Consider the following 20,106-nt stretch of genomic DNA (forward strand, 5'->3'; position numbering starts at 1 on the left):
CAGGCGGCGCCGCGTGGGCGTCGCCCAGACCCGCATCGCCAGGCTATTGAGGACCCGTCAACTGATACTGTCCCGGCCCGGTCTTCATCAACAGCTTCTGTCCGCAGAGGCTTCCGATGGCCCGACCTGTGAGGCCTTCGATGGAATCGGTGAGTTCGCTGGCGACGAGCATGTCACGGAGCCATTGTTCCATCTGGGACTTGGTGGCGGCGGGGGCACCGCGAAGCATCCGGAACTCGATGATCGAGGTCGCCAGGAAGAGCTCGGGGAAGAAGACCGTCCCCCCGCCGACCCATTCCTCCATGCGCTGAAATTTGGAGTCGCCCACCAGGGCCGCGACGTTGATCACCGACTGCGCCTTGTCCGTGTGGATGGCGTCCAGATGCGACGCCAGTCCCGCAAGGCTGCGCGCCTCCTCGTCGTCCAGAGGTGCCGTCTCACAGGCTAGGCAGCCACGGCGCAGATGGTGCGGGGTTCTCCCGCCGCAAGACTCGCAATCCTGCAGGTCTCCTTCGGTGAGGCTGTTCCTTACGGGATCGATTCCGCAGACCGGAATCCCGGTCCTCAATTCCAGCCAGTTCGCCCACAGCTGTGCGCCGCGGTTGTGCCACTTTGCCCCTTGATAGAGCCATCGCCGCCAGCGAGTCGCATAGCTGAAGTGTCCGCCGAAGACCTCGTGGCTGGCGATCCGACCCGCGAATCTGCAGACGAGGTTGTCGATGAATCGTGGCTCTGGCTCGCCGGCATCCTTGTCGAGGAATCGACTGATATCGGTCTGCTCCAGCCCCTTGCGCAGGAAATCGGACTTCACGCCGCCCCGGCCGATCAGAAGGCCGACAGGCACGAGGACGTAGGCCCGTGTGGTGGCGCGTCCCAGTGCGCAGGCCAGCGTCGTGTCGTCCATGTCGAATCCCGCCACGACGATGACGATCGGCTTCTCCATGCCGCGATAAGCCGAGATGGTGGATCGCGCGATCACGCCAGGCGCGATCGGAAACTGACTGAGCACGACCATGTCATCCGTCTTCGCCCCCTCCGCCACAAGCTTCTGCCGGAGGACCTCCAGGCTCTTGGACACGTCCCAGGTGATCGTCCTCGACAGGTCGTCGTCGGCCACCGGGCGAGGAATATGCACCTCGTGCCGCGGTGGCCGCATCTCGATCATCGTCCTGGTGATGCCACCGGGGTTGCGATAGACAGAGGCGAGGTAGTAGAAACGCTCTCCGTAGGTGTCCTCCAGGAATCGATAGGTGCAGCCCTTCTCGATGCCAGGCAGCACCTGGAGTTCGTCTGCGAACAGGAAAATGCGCGCGTTGACGAAGTGGCCGCGCAACGCGAGATGATCCGCCTCGTTGAGTGCCTGGGCTTCGTCGACGATCAGCACCGCGTACTGGCGATCCACCTTCCCGTGAAGTGCCCGGTGGTGCTCGTCGTAGTCAGGCTCGCCGCTGCCGGTGGCCAGGTTCCGGGCGCCCAGGGATTCGCAGTAGGCATGGAATGTCTGAACCGTAACGGTCCGGCCGAGATGGCTCAGTTGGGAGGAGACCTTCTGCGTGATCTGGCGGTTCTTGAGCAGGACGAGCACCTTGCGATCCGGTAACGCAAACTCTTCGGCCAGCGCGCGGGCGATGAGAGTTTTTCCGCTGCCCGAGAACCCCGCGATGAGCCGCCGATTGCTGCCGAGGCAGTTCGTCACTTGAGCCGCCTGCCTGTCGTCGAGCCTGAGCCACAACTTTCCGTTCGCGATGATCTTTCGTCCAAGAAGTCCTGCCTGGGCCTCTCGGGGCCAGACTGCTTCCAGGAAGCGGGTGATCTCTCGTTCGAAGTCACGTTGCGCGCCGTAGTTCAGTGCCGCCTTCCAGTGCGACATGAGCTCGACGATGCGAGAAGGGATGTCCTGGCGGTGCTTCTGCAGGATCAGGATGCCATCCTGGAGTGGGCGGCCGATAGGCATGAACGCGCTGGCGATCTGCGACGCATCGAGATCGCTGTCCGGTAAGTGCACCGCGTAGCCGACGGGACATTTCATCTCCCAGCTGTCCAGCATCTCGATCACGGTGAAGGTGTTGTCCTTGACCTGCCCCAGAGGGTCGATCGTGTAGCCCTCCCGCTCATGGATGAAGCGCACGCCCGAGGGGCGATATCGACCCGACTTCGTCTCGATGCAGAGCATGCCAAGCGACGCGTGCAGGATGACGAAGTCCACCTCTCCGGTGAGATGCTTCCTGTCGGAGGAGACCTCGATGTACTTCAAGAGTTCCTGCGAGAACAGCCGCTTGGTCTTCCCTCGCAGCCAAGGAAGCGAGTGGATGACGATGAAGCCATCGTCGAGCCCTGCGAGTTCCTGGAAGAGGGTGAATTCGCCCTCGCTGCGGAATTCGGTGTTTTCGAGTTGGGGAAAGAATCTGGCCATGAACGGATGAAGCGACGCGTCTTTTCAAAGTATCCAACAGGGCGCTCGTTGCTCCGCAGCCGAAGGTGCGGCGGTACGACATCGGATGGCAGGGATAGATCCCAAGACTTGACCGATCGGTCCAATACGCCGTAGGATCCGTCCCATGCCACGCGAACGCCGCTTTTCCGAGCCCGAAGTCCTGGAGCGTCTGACCGACGTCTTTGCCACGCACGGCTATGCGAGCACCAGTCTGGCGCTTCTCCAGGAAGCGACCGGCCTGGGCAAGCAGAGCCTGTACAACACCTTCGGCGACAAGCAGGCCATGTACCTGCAGGCCATCGACTGCGCGGTGCAGCGGGCCTCGCACACGATCGCGGCGGTGCAGGCGGCGAAGACGGGACGCCTGGCCATCGAGGTGTACTTCGAGGCGATGGTCGCGAGCTGCACCAGCGACAACGCGGTCGACAAGCACTGCATCGTCACCAGCGGTCTGCTGGAAGGCCTCTCCGATGCGCCGCTCGCCTGGGCCTTGACCAGCCGCTGGCAATCCACGCACGAGCTGCTGCGCTCCGAAATCGAACGCGGTCAGCGCGATGGGTCGATCGTCAGCACGACGCCGTCGACCGAACTCGCCGAGCTGATGATCGCGATGACCAGCGGGCTGCGCGTCGCCGCGCAGGCGGGCCGCAGTCGCGCGCAGATGGAGCGCTCCGTGGCGCTCGCGATGTCGGTGCTCGACAGGGTGTGATCCGCCATAGATCCCACCCACCGCGGCTACCCCGCCGATCGCGCCGATCGCGCCCACCACGGCGACCCTCACCGGACACCTTCTCTCCGCCCCTGATTTCCTTCCGGCCGCATGCGCGGCTTTTCTTTCCCCTTAATTTGACCGATCGGTCTATTTGGAGCACATCATGAGCCAGTCCCTTGCAGGAAAAATCGCCCTCATCACCGGCGCATCGCGCGGCATCGGCGCCGCCATCGCGCAGCGCCTGTCCGCCGACGGCGCGGAAGTGGTGCTGCACTACGGCAGCGGCCGCGACGAGGTGGAAACCCTGGCCGCTTCGCTGCGTGCCGCCGGCGCCAAGGCGCATGTGGTGCAGGCGGACCTGTCCGCCGTCGACGGCGGTCAGCAACTGGTTGAGCGCGTGACCGCGCTCAAGCTGCCGCGCATCGACATCCTGGTCAACAACGCCGGCATCGCCGTGTTCGCCGGCCTGGCCGACACCAGCGCCGAGGATTTCGAGCGCCTGGTCAGCGTCAACATGCGCAGCCTGTTCAACGTGACCAAGGGCGTGGTGCCGGTGATGCCCGACGGCGGTCGCGTCATCAACATCGGCACGGCGGCGACGCGCATCGCGTTCCCCGGCATCACGGCCTACTCCGCGAGCAAGGGCTTCGTGGACGCGTTGACGCTGCAACTGGCGGCGGAACTGGGACCGCGCAACATCACGGTCAACGTCGTCGCCCCCGGCGCCATCGACACCCGCATGAGCGCCTGGATCAACGAGCCGGGCGGCAAGGAAACGCTGGCGCAGGTGCAGGCGCTGCCCGGCGTCGGCAAGCCGGAGTTCATCGCCGGCGTGGTCGCCTTCGTGGCGGGGCCGGACGGCGCGTGGACCACGGGCCAGATCATCGACGCGAGCGGCGGCACGAAGCTCTGAACCCCGCTTCATTGCGCCACGCGCATGGCTGCCTTGCGATGGCAGCCTTGCCCGCGGCCGACCGGGTCCTGACACTGGCGGCGCGCCGTTCCCCTCGAGTCCATGAAGCTCAGGGAGCAGCGCCTCCGCCACCACTGGAAGACTCATGCCCGGATTGAACAAGCCCTGGGGCACGCTGTGCCTGATCGCCGCGTGCCTCGCCTCGGCCGGTGTGCCGCTCGCGGTACGCGCCGCGCCGGCCGACGGCGCCTTGGTGGCCTCGATACAGCCCTTCAAGGACGCCACCGTGAACGCCCCTTCGCCCGAAGACCAGACCCTCATCCATCAACTGCTGCTGCAGTACACCGGCAGCGTCACCGACGGCGACGCCAAGCGCTTCGAGTCGCTGCTGCTGGACCTGAACATCCCGTTCTCCGGCGCATCGAAGGACTTCGGCGCGTCTGCCGGCCTGGCGAATGTCCAGAACTACCAGGACTTCAGGAAGGCCATCTTCGGTTCCGGAAAGCGCTACAAGCAGCGCCACTCGAACGTGAAGATCGAACAGGTCGGTCTGCTGGCGCAGGTCTCGCTCGACTACGAGACCGCCTTGCAGGAAGAGCCGTACAGCGGCAAGGGCTGGAAGGTGCTGCACCTGCTGAAGGTCGGCGGCCACTGGAAGATCGTCAGCGAGTTCTACGTCGGTTATCCCCGGTGAGTCGCACCCACGCGCGTGCCGGCGCATGCGCCTCCGGGCGTGATTCAATCTCGATCCGACTGCCGCGAGCGAGACCGCGATGACGCCCTCTGAAACTCAAGCCTTGAAGAAGCGCTGCACCCGGTGGGTGTCAGGTTTTGCCCCACGATCGTTCGCCGAAGACCTGGAGGCCGTCGCGGCCTGGGCGCGAGCCAACGACGTGTCCGCCGATGTCTACGGCGAGGGCGGCGCCGTCGAGCTCCTGGAGCAGCGCGTTGCGGGCCTGCTGGGAAAGCCGGCCGCCGTCTTCATGCCCAGCGGCGTGATGGCGCAGCTGATCGCCTTGCGCCTGCATGCGGACGACAAGCGACTGTCGCGTTTCGGCATGCATGCGACCTGCCATCTGGCGACGGAAGAGGAGCAGGCCTTCTCGCACTTGATGGGGCTGCAGGCGACGGTCCTCGGGCAGTCGCACCGGACGCTCAACAGGAGTGATCTCGAACAGCCTGCCGAAGCCTTGTCCGCAGTGGTGCTCGAACTCCCGGCCCGCGTGATCGGCGGGCAGTCGCCGACCTGGGAAGAACTGGTCGCCATCAAGGCCTGGGCGGCCGAGACCGGCACGCGTCTGCATCTCGACGGTGCGCGCCTGTGGGAGGCCGCCGCCTGGTACGGCAAGAACTGCGCCGAGATCGTGGGTGGCGTCGACACCGTGTATGTCTCGACCTACAAGGGGCTCGGCGGTTTCTCCGGGGCGCTGCTCGCGGGCGACGAGACGGTGATGGCCCAGGCACGCGTGTGGCGGCGGCGCATGGGCGGAACGATCTATCAGCTGGCGCCGCTCGCCGCGTCTGCGGCCTGCCGTCTTGACGATAGGCTGGCGCTGATGCCCCGCCTGTTCGAGCGCACGGTGCGGGTCGTCGAGGCATTGAGCAAGGTCGACGGCATCCGCATCAATCCCGCCGCGCCGCACGCGAACATGTTCCACGTCCACATGGATGGCGAGGTCCAGCGCCTGATCGAGGCCCGCAACGCGATTGCTGAGAGCGACGGCCTGTGGCTGTTCAACGCGGCACGCGAGACGGGCTCGCCGGGCCGGGCCGTCACGGAGATCTATGTGGGCGACAACCTGCTGGCTCTCAGCGATGACGTGGTCGCCAAAGCGTTCAGCCGATTGATTGCTCTCGCGAATCAGGCATGAGCGTGCTCGCCTGACGCGTCGGAAGGGCGCTTCGGACCGCGTAGCATCACGGTCTCCATGAAACGCACCCTCATCGGCCTCGCGCTCTCGGCGCTGGTCACGCTCTTCTTCCTCTGGCTCATCACGCGCGGCTTCGGCCATCTGATGGACGCGCTGCGCGGACTGACGAAACCCGGCAACGGCGGCAGCGTCATGCCGATGCTCGTCGTCGGGCTCGCGGTCTTCGTGCCGCTGCTGATCTACCGCGTCCGCAAGGCGCGGCAGAAGCAGCGCAAGGACAGCGACCGGGCTGCTTGATCCGATGCGATCTGGCGTCGCGCGGCCGCGCGCACTGCCGCGTCGCTTGCGCCGCGACGCTTTGTTCACAGCCAGCCGCTGCCGTCAACGTGCCGGGCTAAAGGCCTTGCGATCGCGGAAGGGCATCGACCGAAACCGATCGCATGCCGACTAGAGTGGCGCCTCGTCCGCTGTCTTCGCCGTGATGTCGCTCCCTCTCTTCGCCGATTCCTCCGTTGATGCCTCCGCTGATGCCTCGGTCATCAGCCACCAGTCGCTCGATCGGGCGCTGGTCGAGCAGTTCCTCGCACAAGCCAGCGGCCCCCTCGTGTTCGAGCACTGTGCCTTCGACAGCGAGGACCTCGAGGGCATCGAATTGCGCGGGGCCACGTTCCGGAGTTGCACCTTCGTGGGTGCCCGTCTTGATCGGGCCGCGCTGACCGGCTCCAGCTGGCTGCGCTGCCGCGCCGGCGGGGCAGCGTTCGAGCTGTCGGACCTGACGGACGCGAAGTTCGAAGGATGCGATCTGAGCAACACCAACTGGCGGCGCGCGCGCCTGTCCGGCGCCGCCTTCGCGGAGGTCAAGCTGACCGGCGCGAAGTTCACCGAGGCGCAGACCCTGGGCATGAGCCTCCGCGAGAGCCTGGCGGTCAATGCCGATCTGCGCGGCCTGTCGTTCCGCAAGCAGACCGTCGTCGGGATGAACCTGTCGGGCGCGGACCTGGCGGGCTGCGATTTCACCGACGCCGTCCTGGTCGATTGCGATCTCTCCGACGCCAGTCTCAAGAACGCGCGCTTCGCCCGCGCCGACCTCCGCCGGGCGAAGCTGGGGGCGATCCAGGCCGGCGACCTGCTGCAGCACTTCAAGGGCAGCATCATCTCGGCCGAGCAGGCGGCGGAGATCGTTGCCGGTCTGGGCGTCCAGGTCATCTGAGCGAGTCCGGCCCGAGGCTGGAGGGGCGCGGTTCCCCGCGTCGCGTCCCGCGCACCGAAGGCCGTGTCAGCGGGGTCTCTTTGCCGCCTTCGCCGCCTTCTTCACCTTCTTCGCGGGAGCGGCCGGCGCCTTCTTCAACGCCTTCGTGGACTTGGCGGCATTCGCCGGCGAGGGAGGCGGCGGTGGGAACGGCGACAGCACCTCGGCGATTTCCCCGGTCGTCCAGTTCGCCGCATGCGCCTGCAGCTCCGCGTTGCACTTCGCCTTCGCGAGCTTCTTGTAGCCGGCGGCCGTCAGATGGATCTCGTTGGCCCAGTCGTTGCTGATGCCGGTGGTGCCGGGCGCCGCGGGCGTGCTGCCGCCGCGGGTGTCCAGCACGACGAACCCGCCGATGCGGGTCTTCACCTGATGCTCGAGGAAATCGTGGAACCAGTCCACCAGCACGCGTGCCAGGGCTTGCCACTGGTCCTCGGGAATGCCGGCCGCGTGGAAGGCCGGCGCCATCCACGGGCCGGACACGCCGTTGAGCGCCGGCGCGAAGCGCGGCGTCATGTAGTCGTAGACGTGGGTGATGATCTCCATCTGCTCGTAGTTGCCGTCGCGCAGGGCGTCCAGCGCCACGTAGGCCTCGAGCAGTTCGTCGCACAGGCTGCTCCAGCCCTTCTGCGACACGAAGCGCGTCGTTCCCTGGTCCGGCGGCAGCCATTCCGACGGATAGCGCAGCACCCGCTGCGTGATGTCGTATCCCTGGCCGCGCCTGGCCCATTCGATCAGGTCGTTGCCGCCGCCCGAGATCAGCATCGCGCGCCAGTCGGGCATGCCCCGCAGCGTTATCGCGAGGTGGAAGTGCGAGAACTTCTTCGGGTCCGGCAGATCGCGCAGCAACTGGCCCGGCATCGCGTAGTTGACGATGCCCACGTCCTTGCCGAAGTCCATCGCGTTGAACAGGCTGCCCGTGATCCACGGCGGCAATGAGCCGAAAGAGCCCCACGAATCGCCGTGCGCGATCACCGGCACGAACTGGTTGAAGTTGGTGCGACCTTGCATCAGGTCCTGATGCGAATAGATCTTCAGCGTCATGGCGTCTCTCCTCGGCCCCGATCGGACCGTGGACGAGTATGGAAACGCGCTTGTCATGCGTCATCCCACATCGAGGGGACGTGCTCGGATACGCCCCGAAGGCGTCTGCCGTGCGGTGTCCGCCCCGCTCGGTACCCGCCCGTCCAGGGGAGAGCAGGGCTCAATGCCCGTTCGTATCCCCAGGTTGAAGGCAGACCCTGCTTCCCTTCTGGCATGCGATATGCAAGATGGGAGGCATGGACGCCTTCCGCCTGATCTCGATCCGGATCCGCGCGCTGCTCGCCGTGGCGGCGCTGCTCGGTTCCGGCGCCGCCTCGGCCCAGACCGCCATCGTCATCGGCGGTGCGCTGCGCATGGACAACGACGCCGTCTGGCAGCGCATCGTCCAGGAGGCGGGTGGGCCGGGCAAGGCGCACTTCGCCGTGCTCGCCACGGCCGCGGCCAATCCGGAGCTTTCCGCCAAGCTCATCATCGACGCGCTCAAGAAGCACGGCGCCCAGGCCGAGCACATCCCCGTCGCGCCGAGGCTCGAAGGCGCGGACCTGCAGAAGAACCTCAACGACCCCGAGCTGATCGCGAAGGTGCGCGCGTCCAACGCCGTGTTCTTCTCGGGCGGCGCGCAGGGCTTCATCGTCGACACGCTGCAGCCGGACGGGCGGCGGACCGCGATGCTCGATGCCATCTGGGATGTCTACCGTCGGGGCGGCGTCGTCGCCGGTACCAGCGCGGGGGCGGCCATCATGAGCCGCGTGATGTTCCGCGATGCGCTCAACGTCATGGAGGTCATGCGCGGCACGCTGCGCGAGGGGCATGAGATCGACCAGGGGCTCGGCTTCGTCGGCAGCGAGCTGTTCGTCGACCAGCATTTCCTCAAGCGCGGGCGCATCGGCCGCATGCTGCCGCTGATGATGGCCAAGGGCTATCGCTTCGGGCTCGGCGTCGAGGAGAACAGCGCCGCCGTCGTGCACGGCGATCGCATCGATGTCATCGGGGGACGGGGCGCGTTGTTCGTGGACTTGCGCGACGCGCGCAGTGATCCGTCGCTGGGCATGTTCAACGTGCGCGGGGCGCGGATCAGCTACCTGGACAACGGCGATCGCCACGACCTGCGTTCCGGCGTCACGATGCCGGCGCCGAGGAAGACGGCGGCGGCCTCGCCGGTGCCGACCCGTGCCTCGACGCAGGGAAGCGCGGGTTCCTCACGCGGGCCGGTGGACAGCTTCCAGCCGGACATCCTCGGCGACAACCGCATCGTGCAGGCGATGACGGAGCTGCTGAGCTCGCCCGCCGCGGAAGTGCGCGCGATGGCGGCGCGTATCCGTCCCGATGCCAAGGGCGATCGCGACCGCACCGGATTTGTCTTCAGGCTCTATCGCGGTGCGGACACGCAAGGATGGATCGACACGGACGGCGACGGGACGGACGTCACGCTGCTGGATGTGCGGCTCGATATCCGTCCGGTGCGGTTGCCTGATCCGGGTGCGGGGCCCACGACGAATGCAGTGCCCGCCGCCACCATGATCGCGCCTGCGGGTCTGCGCTAGGCGACGGCCGCTGGCCCTCACCCCCACCCTCTCCCGCAAGCGGGAGAGGGAGTCCGACTGGCTCCACTCGAAGCGATGGCTCCTCTTTCTCCCTCTCCCGCTTGCGGGAGAGGGCAGGGGTGAGGGCCAGCGGCCTGTCGAAGTCAGAGGGTCCGCAATTCAATTCAAGCGTCCAGCGCTTCCGCGATGAACTGCCTGGACACTTTCGGCTTGGGCACCCGCACGCTGAACCAGCGTCGCACGTCCTGTTCCACGCCGATGCCGTGCATGAAGTTGTAGAGCGCCTTCTTCAGCGCTTCCCCCATGGCATCGTGGTCCGTGCCCGTCGGATCGACGAACCCGACGTCGTTCTTCGCGAACGGCGATGGTGGCAGCGGCAGCAGTTCCACGCCGAAGGCTTTCGGGTCCTGTCCCACCGGCGAGTGCACCGTGCACGCGAAGCGGTGGAAGAACCCGCTCTGGATGCAGCCGTTCTCGAAGAGCTGGCGGACGTACTCGAGCGCGTCGACGGTGTCCTGCACCGTCTGCGTCGGGAAGCCGTACATCAGGTAGGCGTGCACCAGGATGCCGGACTCGGTGAAGGCTCGCGTCACGCGCGCCACCTGCTCGACCGACACGCCTTTCTGCATCAGCTTCAACAGGCGATCCGATGCCACCTCCAGGCCGCCGCTGATCGCGATGCAGCCGCTGTCGGCCAGCAGCTGGCAGAGCTCCGGGGTGAAGGTCTTCTCGAAGCGCACGTTGCCCCACCAGCTGATGGAGACGCCGCGATCGATCAGCTCCTGCGCCAGCGCCTTCAGCACCTTGGGCGGCGCCGCCTCGTCGACGAAGTGGAAACCGGTCTGGCCCGTCTCCGCGACGATCGCCTCGATGCGGTCCACCAGCGTCTTCGCCGAGGCGGCCTCGTAGCGCGAGATGTAGTCCAGCGTGATGTCGCAGAAGCTGCACTTCTTCCAGTAGCAGCCGTGCGCGATGGTCAGCTTGTTCCAGCGGCCGTCGCTCCACAGCCGGTTCATCGGGTTCAGCATGTCCAGCAGCGACAGGTAGTCGTGCAGCGGCAGGCCGTCCCAGGTCGGCGTGCCGACGTCCTCGAAGGGCACGTCCGGTTCGACGAAGTTGATGTAGCGGACCTGGCCCGCGAGCTCGCCTTCGTCCTCGCGGATGAAGCAGCGCACCAGCCGCTGCCGGCTGCGCTTGCCGGCGATGTGGTCGAGCAGCGCCAGCAGCGGACGCTCGCCCGCGTCCAGCGACACGAAGTCCACGTAGTCGAAGAGGCGCGGCTCGGTCAGCTCGCGCAGCTCGGTGTTGACGAAGCCGCCACCGAACAGGATCTTGAGATGGGGCCGCTCGCGCTTGATGGTCTGCCCGATCCGCAGCGCCGCGTAGACCGCGCCGGGGAAGGGCGCCGACAGCAGCACGACGTCGGGCTGCTCCGCGTCGATGGCGGCGAGCGTCAGTTCCCGCAGCAGGTCGTCGACGAGGTTGGGAGGCGCGTTCAGCGCATCGTGCAGCGGATCGAAGGTCGGCTGGCTGGTCGCCAGCTGCTCGGCGTAGCGGACGAACTCGAAACGCGGATCCACCGATTCGCGCAGCACGTCGGCGAGGTCGTTCAGGTAGAGCGTCGCCAGGTGCCGCGCGCGGTCCTGCAGTCCCAGCGCGCCGAAGGCCCAGGCCAGCGGATCCTCGCCGTCATCGGCGACGTAGACCTCCAGCGTCTGGAAGCGTGCGCCTTCGGGCAGGAAGGTGCGCGTGTTGATGCGGTGCGCCAGCGTCGGGTCGCGGCCCTGCAGGAACGCGATCGCCGGCGTGATCGTGGCGAAGTAGCGGTCGAAGGACTCGTCGAAATGGCGCGAGGCGATGCCGCGGTCCGGCAGCGGGATCGCGTGCACGGCCTCGCGCACGCGCTTGAGCCCGTCGCGGGAGAACAGCTTGAGCACCAGACCCAGCGCCAGATCGCGCTGCGCCGCCTGGAAGCCGCGCGAGCGCAGGAACCCCGTCAGGTAGGCCGTGGACGGGTAGGGCGTGTTGAGCTGCGTCATCGGGGGGATGAGCGAGAGCACACGCGGGGTGGGCGCTGGGGAGATCGCAGCGACGGGCGCGGCGGTGGGCGCGGGGGCGGACATGTCGGAACTGTAGGAGCAAAAAAACAAACCCGGCAGAAGCCGGGTTTGTTCGATACCGCCGGGACCGCCTGAGCGGGCCTGGCGATCGGCATGCGCCAGAAGTGGATTACTTCTTGGCGGCCTTCTTGGCCGGCTTGGCGGCGGCGGCCTTGGGGGCCTTGGCCGGCTTGGCGGCAGCCTTGCGAGCGGCAGCCTTCGGGTCCACGGCGGCCTTGAAGCCGGCGCCCGGGGTGAACTTCGGCAGCTTGGCGGCGGCGATCTTGATCTTGTCGCCGGTGCTGGGGTTCACGCCGGTGCGGGCGGCACGGGCGTGTTGCTTGAAGGCACCAAAGCCAGGGATGGAAACAGCGCCACCCTTCTTCACCGTGGACACCACCGCGTCCAGCAGCGTTTCCAGGATGCGGCCAGCTTCGGCCTTGGTCAGTTCGTGCTTGGAAGCCAGGTGTTCGATCAGTTCGGTCTTGTTCATTCGTTTGACTCTGCGGTTAGGGCCCGACTAACGCCGGACGGCGCGTATTGTGCGTGAGAAATCACCTGTGCGTCCCCGGGTTGCCCCGCAAATCACCGATGAAATCGCCTATCCGGGGTCACGTCTTGCGCGTTCTCAGTGTTGATCGGCGTTCCCAGCCATCTTGTGAGCGCATGCAACGAGGTTTCCATCATGTTGCCAAGGGGGCATTCCAGGTGATTTCTCCTCGGCGTCAGGCCTTGCCCGGGAATACGTCACGCAACAAAACTCATGACACGAGCAGACGGTGGACGAGGTCCGGCGTGCTCGCCGCGCCGTACTTCTTCATCAGGCGTGCGCGGTACACATCGACCGTGCGCGGACTCACGCCGAGCTTGCGGCCGATCAGCTTGCTCGTCAGGCCCTCGATGAGGAGCGCCGCGATCTCGCGCTCGCGCGGCGTGAGGTCGGTCTTGAGCTGGCGCGTCGCGGACAGGTCCTCGAAGCTCCAGATGCCGTTCGCGTGCGCCTTCGTCGGGTCCAGCGCGCGGCCGGCGACGTGGCACCAGAACAGCTCGCCCGCGCGCGGTCCGCCGACGCGCTTCATCACGCGCTCATCGGCGTAATAGCCGACGGCATCGAGGCTGGCGACGATGCGCTCGCCGGTGCGCTCGAATTCGATGGAGGTCGGATACAGCAGCGCGAAGCTGTGGCCGATCAACTGCTCGCGCTGCGCGCCGAAGATCTCCAGCACCAGCCGGTTGCAGTCCTTGATCAGGCGGTTCTCAGAAATCACCAGCCCGATCGGGGCCTGGTCGAAGGCGGTGCGGTAGTCGAGGCTCATGGAGATCGGCGCAGCCGTCACAGCAGCGCGTAGGTGGTCGTCGACTGCACGGCCAGCCGGCCCTGCTCGTCGAGCAGGTCGATCTGCCCGAACGCCAGGTTCCTGCCGCGGCGCAGCAGGCGTGCCTCGATCGTGCAGCTCGTCCCCGAGACCGGGCGGAGGAAGGTCGATTGCAGCTGGACGGTCGTCATCGGGCGGAACTCGCCCAGCTCGCGCATCATCAGCAACACCATCGCCGTGTCGGCCGCGGCCATCGACGCCTGCCCGCACATCACGCCGCCGACGTGGACCAGCTCGGGCGCGACCGGCATCGTCAATCGCAGCAGGCCGTCTTCCGCATGGACGGGTTCCAGGCCGAGTGCGACGATCCAGGGCGCGAAGATCTTCGGGATCTGCGCGCGCAGTTCGTCGAGTGACATCGCGTCGAGGGACAACGCGTCCAGGGACCGGGCGTCCGGGGGCAAGGTCATCGGGCTTCCTTCGGGGATCGGTGGCTTAATCAATTCTACGTACCGCTTACGTAATGGCTTACGTAGTAGATTGGCCGACCAGCTCTCGACCAGTGTTGGGAAACCCGTGATTCAACGGCAAGCAGGAGACATCGGATGAACAAGCTTTTCCCCAATGCCAAGGCGGCGTTGGACGGCATCGTGGCGGACGGCCAGTTGCTGGCCGTCGGCGGCTTCGGCCTGTGCGGCATTCCGGAGGCGCTGATCGCGGCGCTCCGCGACAGCGGCACCAAGGGCCTGACCGTCATCAGCAACAACGCGGGCGTGGACGGCTTCGGCCTGGGCCAGCTGCTCGAGACGCGGCAGATCAGAAAGATGATCTCCAGCTACGTCGGCGAGAACAAGGAGTTCGAGCGCCAGTACCTGGCGAACGAACTCGAACTCGAATTCACGCCGCAGGGCACGCTGGCCGAGAAGCTGCGCGCCGGCGGCGCCGGCATCCCGGCCTTCTTCACGCGCACCGGCGTCGGCACGCTGGTGGCCGAGGGCAAGGAGATCCGCGAGTTCGACGGCCAGCAGTACGTGATGGAGCGCGCGCTCAATCCGGATGTGGCGCTGGTCAAGGCGCACATCGCCGACAAGAGCGGCAACCTGATCTTCCGGCGCACCGCGCGCAACTTCAATCCGGCCTGCGCGATGGCCGGCAAGGTCACGGTGGTGGAGGTGGAGCAGGTCGTCGAGGTCGGCGAGCTCGATCCCGACAGCATCCATCTGCCCGGGATCTACGTGCACCGCATCGTGCACAACCCGAATCCTGAGAAGCGCATCGAGAAGCGCACCATCCGCCCCGCGGCTTGAGGAGAGAGACATGCCCTGGACCCAAGACCAGATGGCGGCCCGTGCCGCGCAGGAACTGGAAGACGGCTTCTATGTGAATCTCGGCATCGGCATCCCGACGCTGGTGGCGAACTTCGTGCCGGCGGACAAGGAAGTGTGGCTGCAGAGCGAGAACGGCATGCTCGGCATCGGCCCGTTCCCGACGGAGGACGAGGTCGACGCCGACCTGATCAACGCCGGCAAGCAGACGGTGACGACGATTCCCGGCTCGTCGATCTTCGGCAGCCACGACAGCTTCGCGATGATCCGCGGCGGCAAGATCAACCTCAGCATCCTGGGGGCGATGCAGGTCAGCGAGCGCGGTGACCTGGCGAACTGGATGATCCCCGGCAAGATGGTGAAGGGGATGGGCGGCGCGATGGATCTGGTTGCCGGCGTCAAGCGGGTGATCGTGCTGATGGAGCACGTCGCCCGCAAGAAGGACGGCACCGAGGATCTGAAGATCATCCCGAGCTGCACCTTGCCGTTGACCGGCGTGGGTGTCGTGAACCGCATCATCACGGACCTGGCGGTGATGGACGTGACGCCGGAAGGACTGAAACTCGTCGAACTGGCCCCCGAGGTCACTCGCGAGTTCGTGCAGAGCAAGACCGGCGTGACGCTGGTCTGAGCAAGACCTGGCCCCCTCGTGGCAAGACCTGCCACTCGAACTCCCCAGGCCAATGGGCAGCGGGTGAGGGTGGGGCCGGAAGGGTGCTGGGGGTTCCCGGAGTGAAGTGCACCCCGAAGGTTGGACATCAATCCAACCGATGGGGTGTTTTTCATGGCGAAGCACAGTGAGCGTCTGAAGCTCGAAGTTGTTCAGCGGTATCTATCGGGAGAGGCTGGCCACAGAGTCTTGGCCGCAGAGTACGGCGTGGCTCAGGAGCTGCTACGGCGCTGGATAGCGGCTTATCGCGTGCATGGAAAGGCGGGGCTGGAGGGCACCAGGCTTGGCAAGCGCTACAGCGCGGAGTTCAAGCTGGACTTGTTGCGCCGGGCCGAGTGCGAGAAGCTGTCCAACACCAAAGCGGCCATGCTGTTCGACGTGCGTGGGGGTGGTGCCGTGGTTGCCCTGTGGCGGCGCCAGTACGATGAGGGTGGCCCGCAAGCGCTTCATCCCAAACCCCAGGGTCGCCCTCCGAAGAACATGCCAACGCCCAAGCCCACCCCAGTCGCGCCCGAGAAGACGGAAGACAAGCGCTCCTTGGAAGAGTTGCGCGAAGAAAACGAGCAATTGCGTACGGAGGTCGCCTACCTAAAAAAATTAGAGGCCTTGGTTCGAGCCAATCGGCAAGCTGCGCTGAAAGGGCGCAAGCCGTCCTCGAGCTGAGGCCGCAGTTTTTGTTGCGTCGGCTTTTGCTGGCCGCATGTCTGCCGCGCAGCACGTTCTACTACCAGGCCGCGCAGCGGCAGGCCGGCGACAGGTACGCCGGCCTGAAGGCTGGCATTCGTGCTGTGTACGAGCGCCACAAGGGCCGCTATGGCTATCGCCGAATCACTGACGAACTCGGACGAAGCGGTCTGGCGGTCAACCACAAGACGGTGCAGCGCCTGATGCGGGATCTGGGCTTGAAGTCGCTGGTGCGTCCCAAGAAGTACCGTTCCTACCGCGGCGAAATGGCCACGATGCCCAACCTGCTCAACCGGCAGTTCACGGCTGAGCGGCCCAACGAGAAATGGGTGACCGACGTGACCGAGTTCAATGTCCGAGGAGACAAGCTGTACCTGTCGCCCGTGATGGACCTGTTCAACGGAGAGATCGTGGCCTACGAGATGAACGAGCGTGCACTCTTCCCACTGGTGGGAAACATGCTCAAGAAGGCGCTATCGCGGCTCATGGCCCACGAAGCTCCGATGCTGCACTCGGACCAGGGCTGGCAGTACCAGATGCCGGCGTATCGACAGCAACTGGCCACGCGAGGCCTGACTCAGAGCATGTCCCGTCGGGGAAACTGCCTGGACAACGCGGCAATGGAGAGCTTCTTCGGAACGCTGAAATCGGAGTTCTTCCGGCTCAACAAGTTCGACAGCGTCGAGCAGCTACGACATGGGCTGCACCGCTACATCCACTACTACAACCACCACCGCATCAAGCTCAAGCTGAAAGGCCTGAGCCCGGTGGCGTACCGAGCTCAGGCCTTGGGGGCCTAGCTTCCTACTGTCCAACTTCTTGGGGTCACTTCAGAGGGATGCCCCCTGCACCCTGGAGTGCCCGCGCTTGGCTTCCCGCAGGGATTGCCCCAGGCATCCTGTATGCCACGCGCGGGCGCATTCATTTCCAGTTCGTTTCTCGCGCATATCCGAGCCGGACAAGTTCGATGCGTGAATAAGTCACGCCACAACACCCTGTTGCCGCGCCTTTCACAAGTTGTACGAATGACGGTGTCTTAACGGCCGGCTCTCGCCACCATCCCGCATCCGCTGCTTGGAGCCGATGCCGAGATGACTGCCGCCGCCACCACCCACTTCGCACCGCCCGCACTGCCTGACGACGACCGCGTCGTTGGTGACACCACTGGCGTCGGCACGACGACCGCCTTGGCGGCGGCCGCTGCCGCGGCGCTGCTCGCGGCTTGCGGCGGCGGCGGAGGAGGGGGCGACAGCACCGCCGGCCCCGACAGCGATCCTCAGACCAATGTTCCGACGACCGAGCCTGAGGCTGCGCGCTTCCTCGGACAGGCCGGTTTCGCCGCCAGCGCGGCGGACCTGACCAGCGTCAAGACGTCGGGTGTCGCTCGTTGGCTGGAACAACAGTTCGATGCCCCGCGTACGCAGAGCCACTACGACTGGCTCATGGCCAAGGGCCGAGGCGCCGAAGCCAACCGGTACAGCCTGGACGGCGTCGACGCGTCGCTGTGGCGCAAGCTGATCTCCTCGCCCGATCAACTGCGTCAACGCGTGGTGCTGGCGCTGTCGGAGATTTTCGTCGTCTCGATGAACGGCCTGCCGATCGCGTGGCCGCAGTTCGCGACCGCCGGTTACGTCGACATGCTCGAGGAGCGCTGCTTCGGCACCTTCCGCGCGCTGATCGAAGGCGTGACGCTGTCCCCCGCGATGGGCGTCTATCTGGCCATGCGCGGCAACCGCAAGGAAGACCCGAAGAGCGGCCGCCAGCCCGACGAGAACTACGCCCGCGAGGTGATGCAGCTGTTCACCATCGGCCTGAACCAGCTCAACGCCGACGGCACGCCCAAGATGGTCAACGGCAAGACCGTCGACACCTACACGCTGCAGCAGATCACCGACCTGGCGCGCGTGTTCACCGGCTGGGACTTCGACGTCGACTCCTCCGACGTGGACGGCCTCGACTTCAGCTACATGAAGCGCCCGATGCGGCAGAACGCCTCGCGCTTCTCCACCGGCGAGAAGAAGGTGCTGGACGCCGTCATCCCCGCGACGGCCGACGGCGCCGCCGCGATGAAGGTCGCGCTGGACACGCTGAGCGCGCATCCCAACGTCGGCCCGTTCATCGGGCGGCAATTGATCCAGCGCCTGGTGGCCTCCAACCCGAGCCCCGCCTATGTGCAGCGCGTCGCCGCTGTCTTCAACGACAACGGCAAGGGCGTGCGCGGCGACATGCGCGCCGTGATCCGCGCGATCCTGCTCGACACCGAGGCCCGCACGCGGTCGACCGCCCCCAGCGGCGGCAAGCTGCGCGAACCGCTGCAGCGCATGATCCAGTGGGCGCGCACCGTGGGCCTGAGCTCGCCCGGCGATCTCTGGGCCATCGGCGACACCAGCAATCCCTCGTCGCGCCTGGGTCAGAGCCCGATGCGCAGCGGCTCGGTCTTCAACTTCTACCGGCCCGGCTACGTGCCGCCCAACTCGCAGCTCGGCACGAACAACGTGACCGCGCCCGAGTTCCAGCTCTGCAACGAGAGCACCGTCGCCGGCTACCTGAACTACATGCAGGGCCTGATCGGCAACGGCGTCGGCGACATGAAGCCCGATTACACCGCCGACCTCGCGCTGGTCGCCGATGCGCCAGCGCTGGTGCGCCGTCAGGCGCAGCTGATGAGCGGCGGCGACATCTCGGAGGCCACGATCACCACGATCGCCACCGCCGTCGCCACGATCAAGGTCGACACCGACACCAACAAGCTGAACCGCGTCAAGGCCTCGTGGCTGATGGTGCTGGCAGCGCCTGAATACCAGGTCCAGAAATAAACAGCCGAGCGGAGTGCCGATCATGACCCACGTCTCCAAGCTTCCCTCGCTGCGCCGTCGCGAATTCCTCAAGCGCGCCTCGGCGGTGTCCATCGCCGGCACGGCCGCGCCCTGGGCGTTGCAGCTGGCCACCATCGGCGAGGCCGCCGCAGCCGCCGCGCCGACCGACTACAAGGCCATCGTCTGCCTGTTCATGTACGGCGGGAACGATTACGGCAACACCGTGATCCCGTACGACGCGACGAACCACCAGGCCTACGCCAACATCCGCCAGGCGTTGACGATCCCGCGTGACCAGCTCGCCGCCACGGCGCTGACGCCGTCCCTCGCGCTGCCCGACGGTCGGCAGCTGGCGCTCGCGCCGACGATGAACCGGCTCAAGCCGGTGTTCGACGCCGGCCGGCTCGCGGTGATGCTCAACATCGGACCGCTGATGCAGCCCACGACGCTGGCGCAGTACAAGGCCGGCAACGTGCCCTTGCCGCCCAAGCTGTTCTCGCACAACGACCAGTCCAGCCTCTGGCAGTCGTCGCGGCCTGAAGGCGCGACCTCGGGCTGGGGCGGCCGCGTCGCCGACCAGTTCCTGGCCAGCAACGGCAATGCGACCTTCAGCTGCATCAACGTCTCCGGCAACGCCGTGTTCATGTCGGGCGGCCAGGCGGTCCAGTATCAGATGAGCAGCGGCGGCGCCGTCGCCATCAACGGCGCGAACCGCTCGCTGTTCGGCTCCGCCGCCTGCGCGGAAGCGCTGCGCGGCATGATCACCGGCGAGCGCCAGCACTGGATGGAGCAGGAGCTGAACCGCGTCACCGCGCGCTCGGTCAACGCGCAGGGCACCATCACCACCGCGCTGTCCACCTCCACGCTGCAGACGCCGTTCGAGACCAACGGCAACGGCCTGGCGGCGCAGCTGCAGACGGTCGCCCGCCTCATCGGCGCGCGCGCCTCGCTGGGCGTGAAGCGGCAGGTGTACTTCGTCTCCATCGGCGGCTTCGACCTGCACGACAACCTGATGTCGCAGCAGCCGGTGCTGCTGGGCAACGTCGGCAGCGCGATGGCCAGTTTCGATGCGGCGCTCGTCGAGCTGGGCGTCGCCCAGAACGTCACCACCTTCACGGCGTCCGACTTCGGCCGCACGCTGAGCTCCAACGGCGACGGCTCCGATCACGGCTGGGGCAGCCATCACTTCGTGATGGGCGGCGCCGTGAAGGGCGGGCGCTTCTACGGCACGGCGCCGACGGTGGCCGTCAGCGGCCCCGACGACGTCGGCCAGGGCCGGTTGTTGCCGACCACCTCGGTCGACCAGCTGGCCGCCACGCTGGCGTTGTGGATGGGCGTGCCGGCGGCCGACCTGCCGGGCATCCTTCCGGGCATCGTGAACTTCACCCAGAAAGACCTCGGGCTCTTTGCGGCCTGATTTCGAACAAGTCGC

Annotated in this window: 19 protein-coding genes; 13 read left to right on the forward strand and 6 right to left on the reverse strand. The window is 66.4% G+C overall.

The window, feature by feature from the left end:
- Positions 1–43: 43 nt before the first annotated feature.
- Complete coding sequence (locus ABE85_RS01755; protein ID WP_067269544.1) at positions 44–2,413, reverse strand: ATP-binding protein; 2,370 nt, start codon at positions 2,411–2,413, stop codon at positions 44–46.
- A gap of 145 nt (positions 2,414–2,558) precedes the next feature.
- On the opposite strand from ABE85_RS01755, the gene ABE85_RS01760 reads away from it, so the two are divergent.
- From ABE85_RS01760 to ABE85_RS01785, 6 genes are all read left to right on the forward strand, one after another.
- Positions 2,559–3,143 carry a TetR/AcrR family transcriptional regulator gene (locus ABE85_RS01760; protein ID WP_067269546.1) on the forward strand — a complete coding sequence of 195 codons (585 nt, stop codon included), beginning with the start codon at positions 2,559–2,561 and terminating at the stop codon, positions 3,141–3,143.
- Positions 3,144–3,309: 166 nt separating this feature from the next.
- Complete coding sequence (locus tag ABE85_RS01765) at positions 3,310–4,059, forward strand: SDR family NAD(P)-dependent oxidoreductase (protein WP_067269548.1); 750 nt, start codon at positions 3,310–3,312, stop codon at positions 4,057–4,059.
- Positions 4,060–4,204: 145 nt separating this feature from the next.
- Positions 4,205–4,753: a nuclear transport factor 2 family protein gene (locus ABE85_RS01770; protein WP_067269550.1), complete on the forward strand. Its 549-nt coding sequence runs from the start codon at positions 4,205–4,207 to the stop codon at positions 4,751–4,753.
- A gap of 79 nt (positions 4,754–4,832) precedes the next feature.
- Positions 4,833–5,930, forward strand: a complete 1,098-nt coding sequence (locus tag ABE85_RS01775; protein ID WP_067269551.1) for a low specificity L-threonine aldolase — start codon at positions 4,833–4,835, stop codon at positions 5,928–5,930.
- A 57-nt stretch (positions 5,931–5,987) separates the two neighbouring features.
- A complete protein-coding gene (locus ABE85_RS01780) occupies positions 5,988–6,227 on the forward strand; it encodes a hypothetical protein (RefSeq protein ID WP_067269552.1) in 240 nt (79 codons plus the stop codon).
- 184 nt (positions 6,228–6,411) lie between these two features.
- Positions 6,412–7,140 (forward strand): pentapeptide repeat-containing protein, encoded by a 729-nt coding sequence (locus ABE85_RS01785; protein ID WP_067269554.1) that lies wholly within the window; start codon positions 6,412–6,414, stop codon positions 7,138–7,140.
- Positions 7,141–7,206: 66 nt separating this feature from the next.
- On the opposite strand, the gene ABE85_RS01790 is transcribed toward ABE85_RS01785, so the two are convergent.
- On the reverse strand, positions 7,207–8,220 hold the full coding sequence (locus ABE85_RS01790) for a hypothetical protein (RefSeq protein ID WP_067269559.1): 1,014 nt from the start codon (positions 8,218–8,220) through the stop codon (positions 7,207–7,209).
- Positions 8,221–8,456: 236 nt separating this feature from the next.
- Here ABE85_RS01790 and ABE85_RS01795 point away from each other — a divergent pair, with 236 nt between their 5' ends.
- Positions 8,457–9,764: a cyanophycinase gene (locus ABE85_RS01795; protein ID WP_067269560.1), complete on the forward strand. Its 1,308-nt coding sequence runs from the start codon at positions 8,457–8,459 to the stop codon at positions 9,762–9,764.
- Between the two features lie 164 nt (positions 9,765–9,928).
- On the opposite strand, the gene ABE85_RS01800 is transcribed toward ABE85_RS01795, so the two are convergent.
- From ABE85_RS01800 to ABE85_RS01815, 4 genes are all read right to left on the reverse strand, one after another.
- Positions 9,929–11,803 (reverse strand): radical SAM protein, encoded by a 1,875-nt coding sequence (locus tag ABE85_RS01800; protein WP_197507321.1) that lies wholly within the window; start codon positions 11,801–11,803, stop codon positions 9,929–9,931.
- A gap of 190 nt (positions 11,804–11,993) precedes the next feature.
- Positions 11,994–12,356, reverse strand: a complete 363-nt coding sequence (locus ABE85_RS01805) for an HU family DNA-binding protein (protein ID WP_067269564.1) — start codon at positions 12,354–12,356, stop codon at positions 11,994–11,996.
- Between the two features lie 268 nt (positions 12,357–12,624).
- On the reverse strand, positions 12,625–13,179 hold the full coding sequence (locus ABE85_RS01810; protein WP_067269566.1) for a LuxR C-terminal-related transcriptional regulator: 555 nt from the start codon (positions 13,177–13,179) through the stop codon (positions 12,625–12,627).
- Positions 13,180–13,196: 17 nt separating this feature from the next.
- Complete coding sequence (locus tag ABE85_RS01815; RefSeq protein ID WP_231993206.1) at positions 13,197–13,649, reverse strand: PaaI family thioesterase; 453 nt, start codon at positions 13,647–13,649, stop codon at positions 13,197–13,199.
- 135 nt (positions 13,650–13,784) lie between these two features.
- On the opposite strand from ABE85_RS01815, the gene ABE85_RS01820 reads away from it, so the two are divergent.
- The 6 genes from ABE85_RS01820 (at position 13,785) to ABE85_RS01845 (ending at position 20,091) form a co-directional block, all read left to right on the forward strand.
- Positions 13,785–14,486 carry a CoA transferase subunit A gene (locus tag ABE85_RS01820; RefSeq protein WP_067269568.1) on the forward strand — a complete coding sequence of 234 codons (702 nt, stop codon included), beginning with the start codon at positions 13,785–13,787 and terminating at the stop codon, positions 14,484–14,486.
- Positions 14,487–14,496: 10 nt separating this feature from the next.
- Positions 14,497–15,135: a CoA transferase subunit B gene (locus ABE85_RS01825; RefSeq protein WP_067269570.1), complete on the forward strand. Its 639-nt coding sequence runs from the start codon at positions 14,497–14,499 to the stop codon at positions 15,133–15,135.
- 120 nt (positions 15,136–15,255) lie between these two features.
- Positions 15,256–15,837 (forward strand): helix-turn-helix domain-containing protein, encoded by a 582-nt coding sequence (locus ABE85_RS28195; protein ID WP_231993107.1) that lies wholly within the window; start codon positions 15,256–15,258, stop codon positions 15,835–15,837.
- Entirely contained in the window at positions 15,741–16,658 is a 918-nt protein-coding gene (locus ABE85_RS27275) for an IS3 family transposase (protein ID WP_231993327.1), read from the forward strand. The genes ABE85_RS28195 and ABE85_RS27275 overlap by 97 nt, the downstream gene beginning before the upstream one ends.
- A gap of 291 nt (positions 16,659–16,949) precedes the next feature.
- Positions 16,950–18,674 (forward strand): DUF1800 family protein, encoded by a 1,725-nt coding sequence (locus tag ABE85_RS01840; protein ID WP_082938224.1) that lies wholly within the window; start codon positions 16,950–16,952, stop codon positions 18,672–18,674.
- Between the two features lie 22 nt (positions 18,675–18,696).
- A complete protein-coding gene (locus ABE85_RS01845) occupies positions 18,697–20,091 on the forward strand; it encodes a DUF1501 domain-containing protein (RefSeq protein WP_067281622.1) in 1,395 nt (464 codons plus the stop codon).
- The last annotated feature ends 15 nt before the right edge of the window (positions 20,092–20,106 follow it).

The sequence above is a fragment of the Mitsuaria sp. 7 genome (assembly GCF_001653795.1).
Classification (GTDB): Bacteria; Pseudomonadota; Gammaproteobacteria; order Burkholderiales; family Burkholderiaceae_C; genus Roseateles.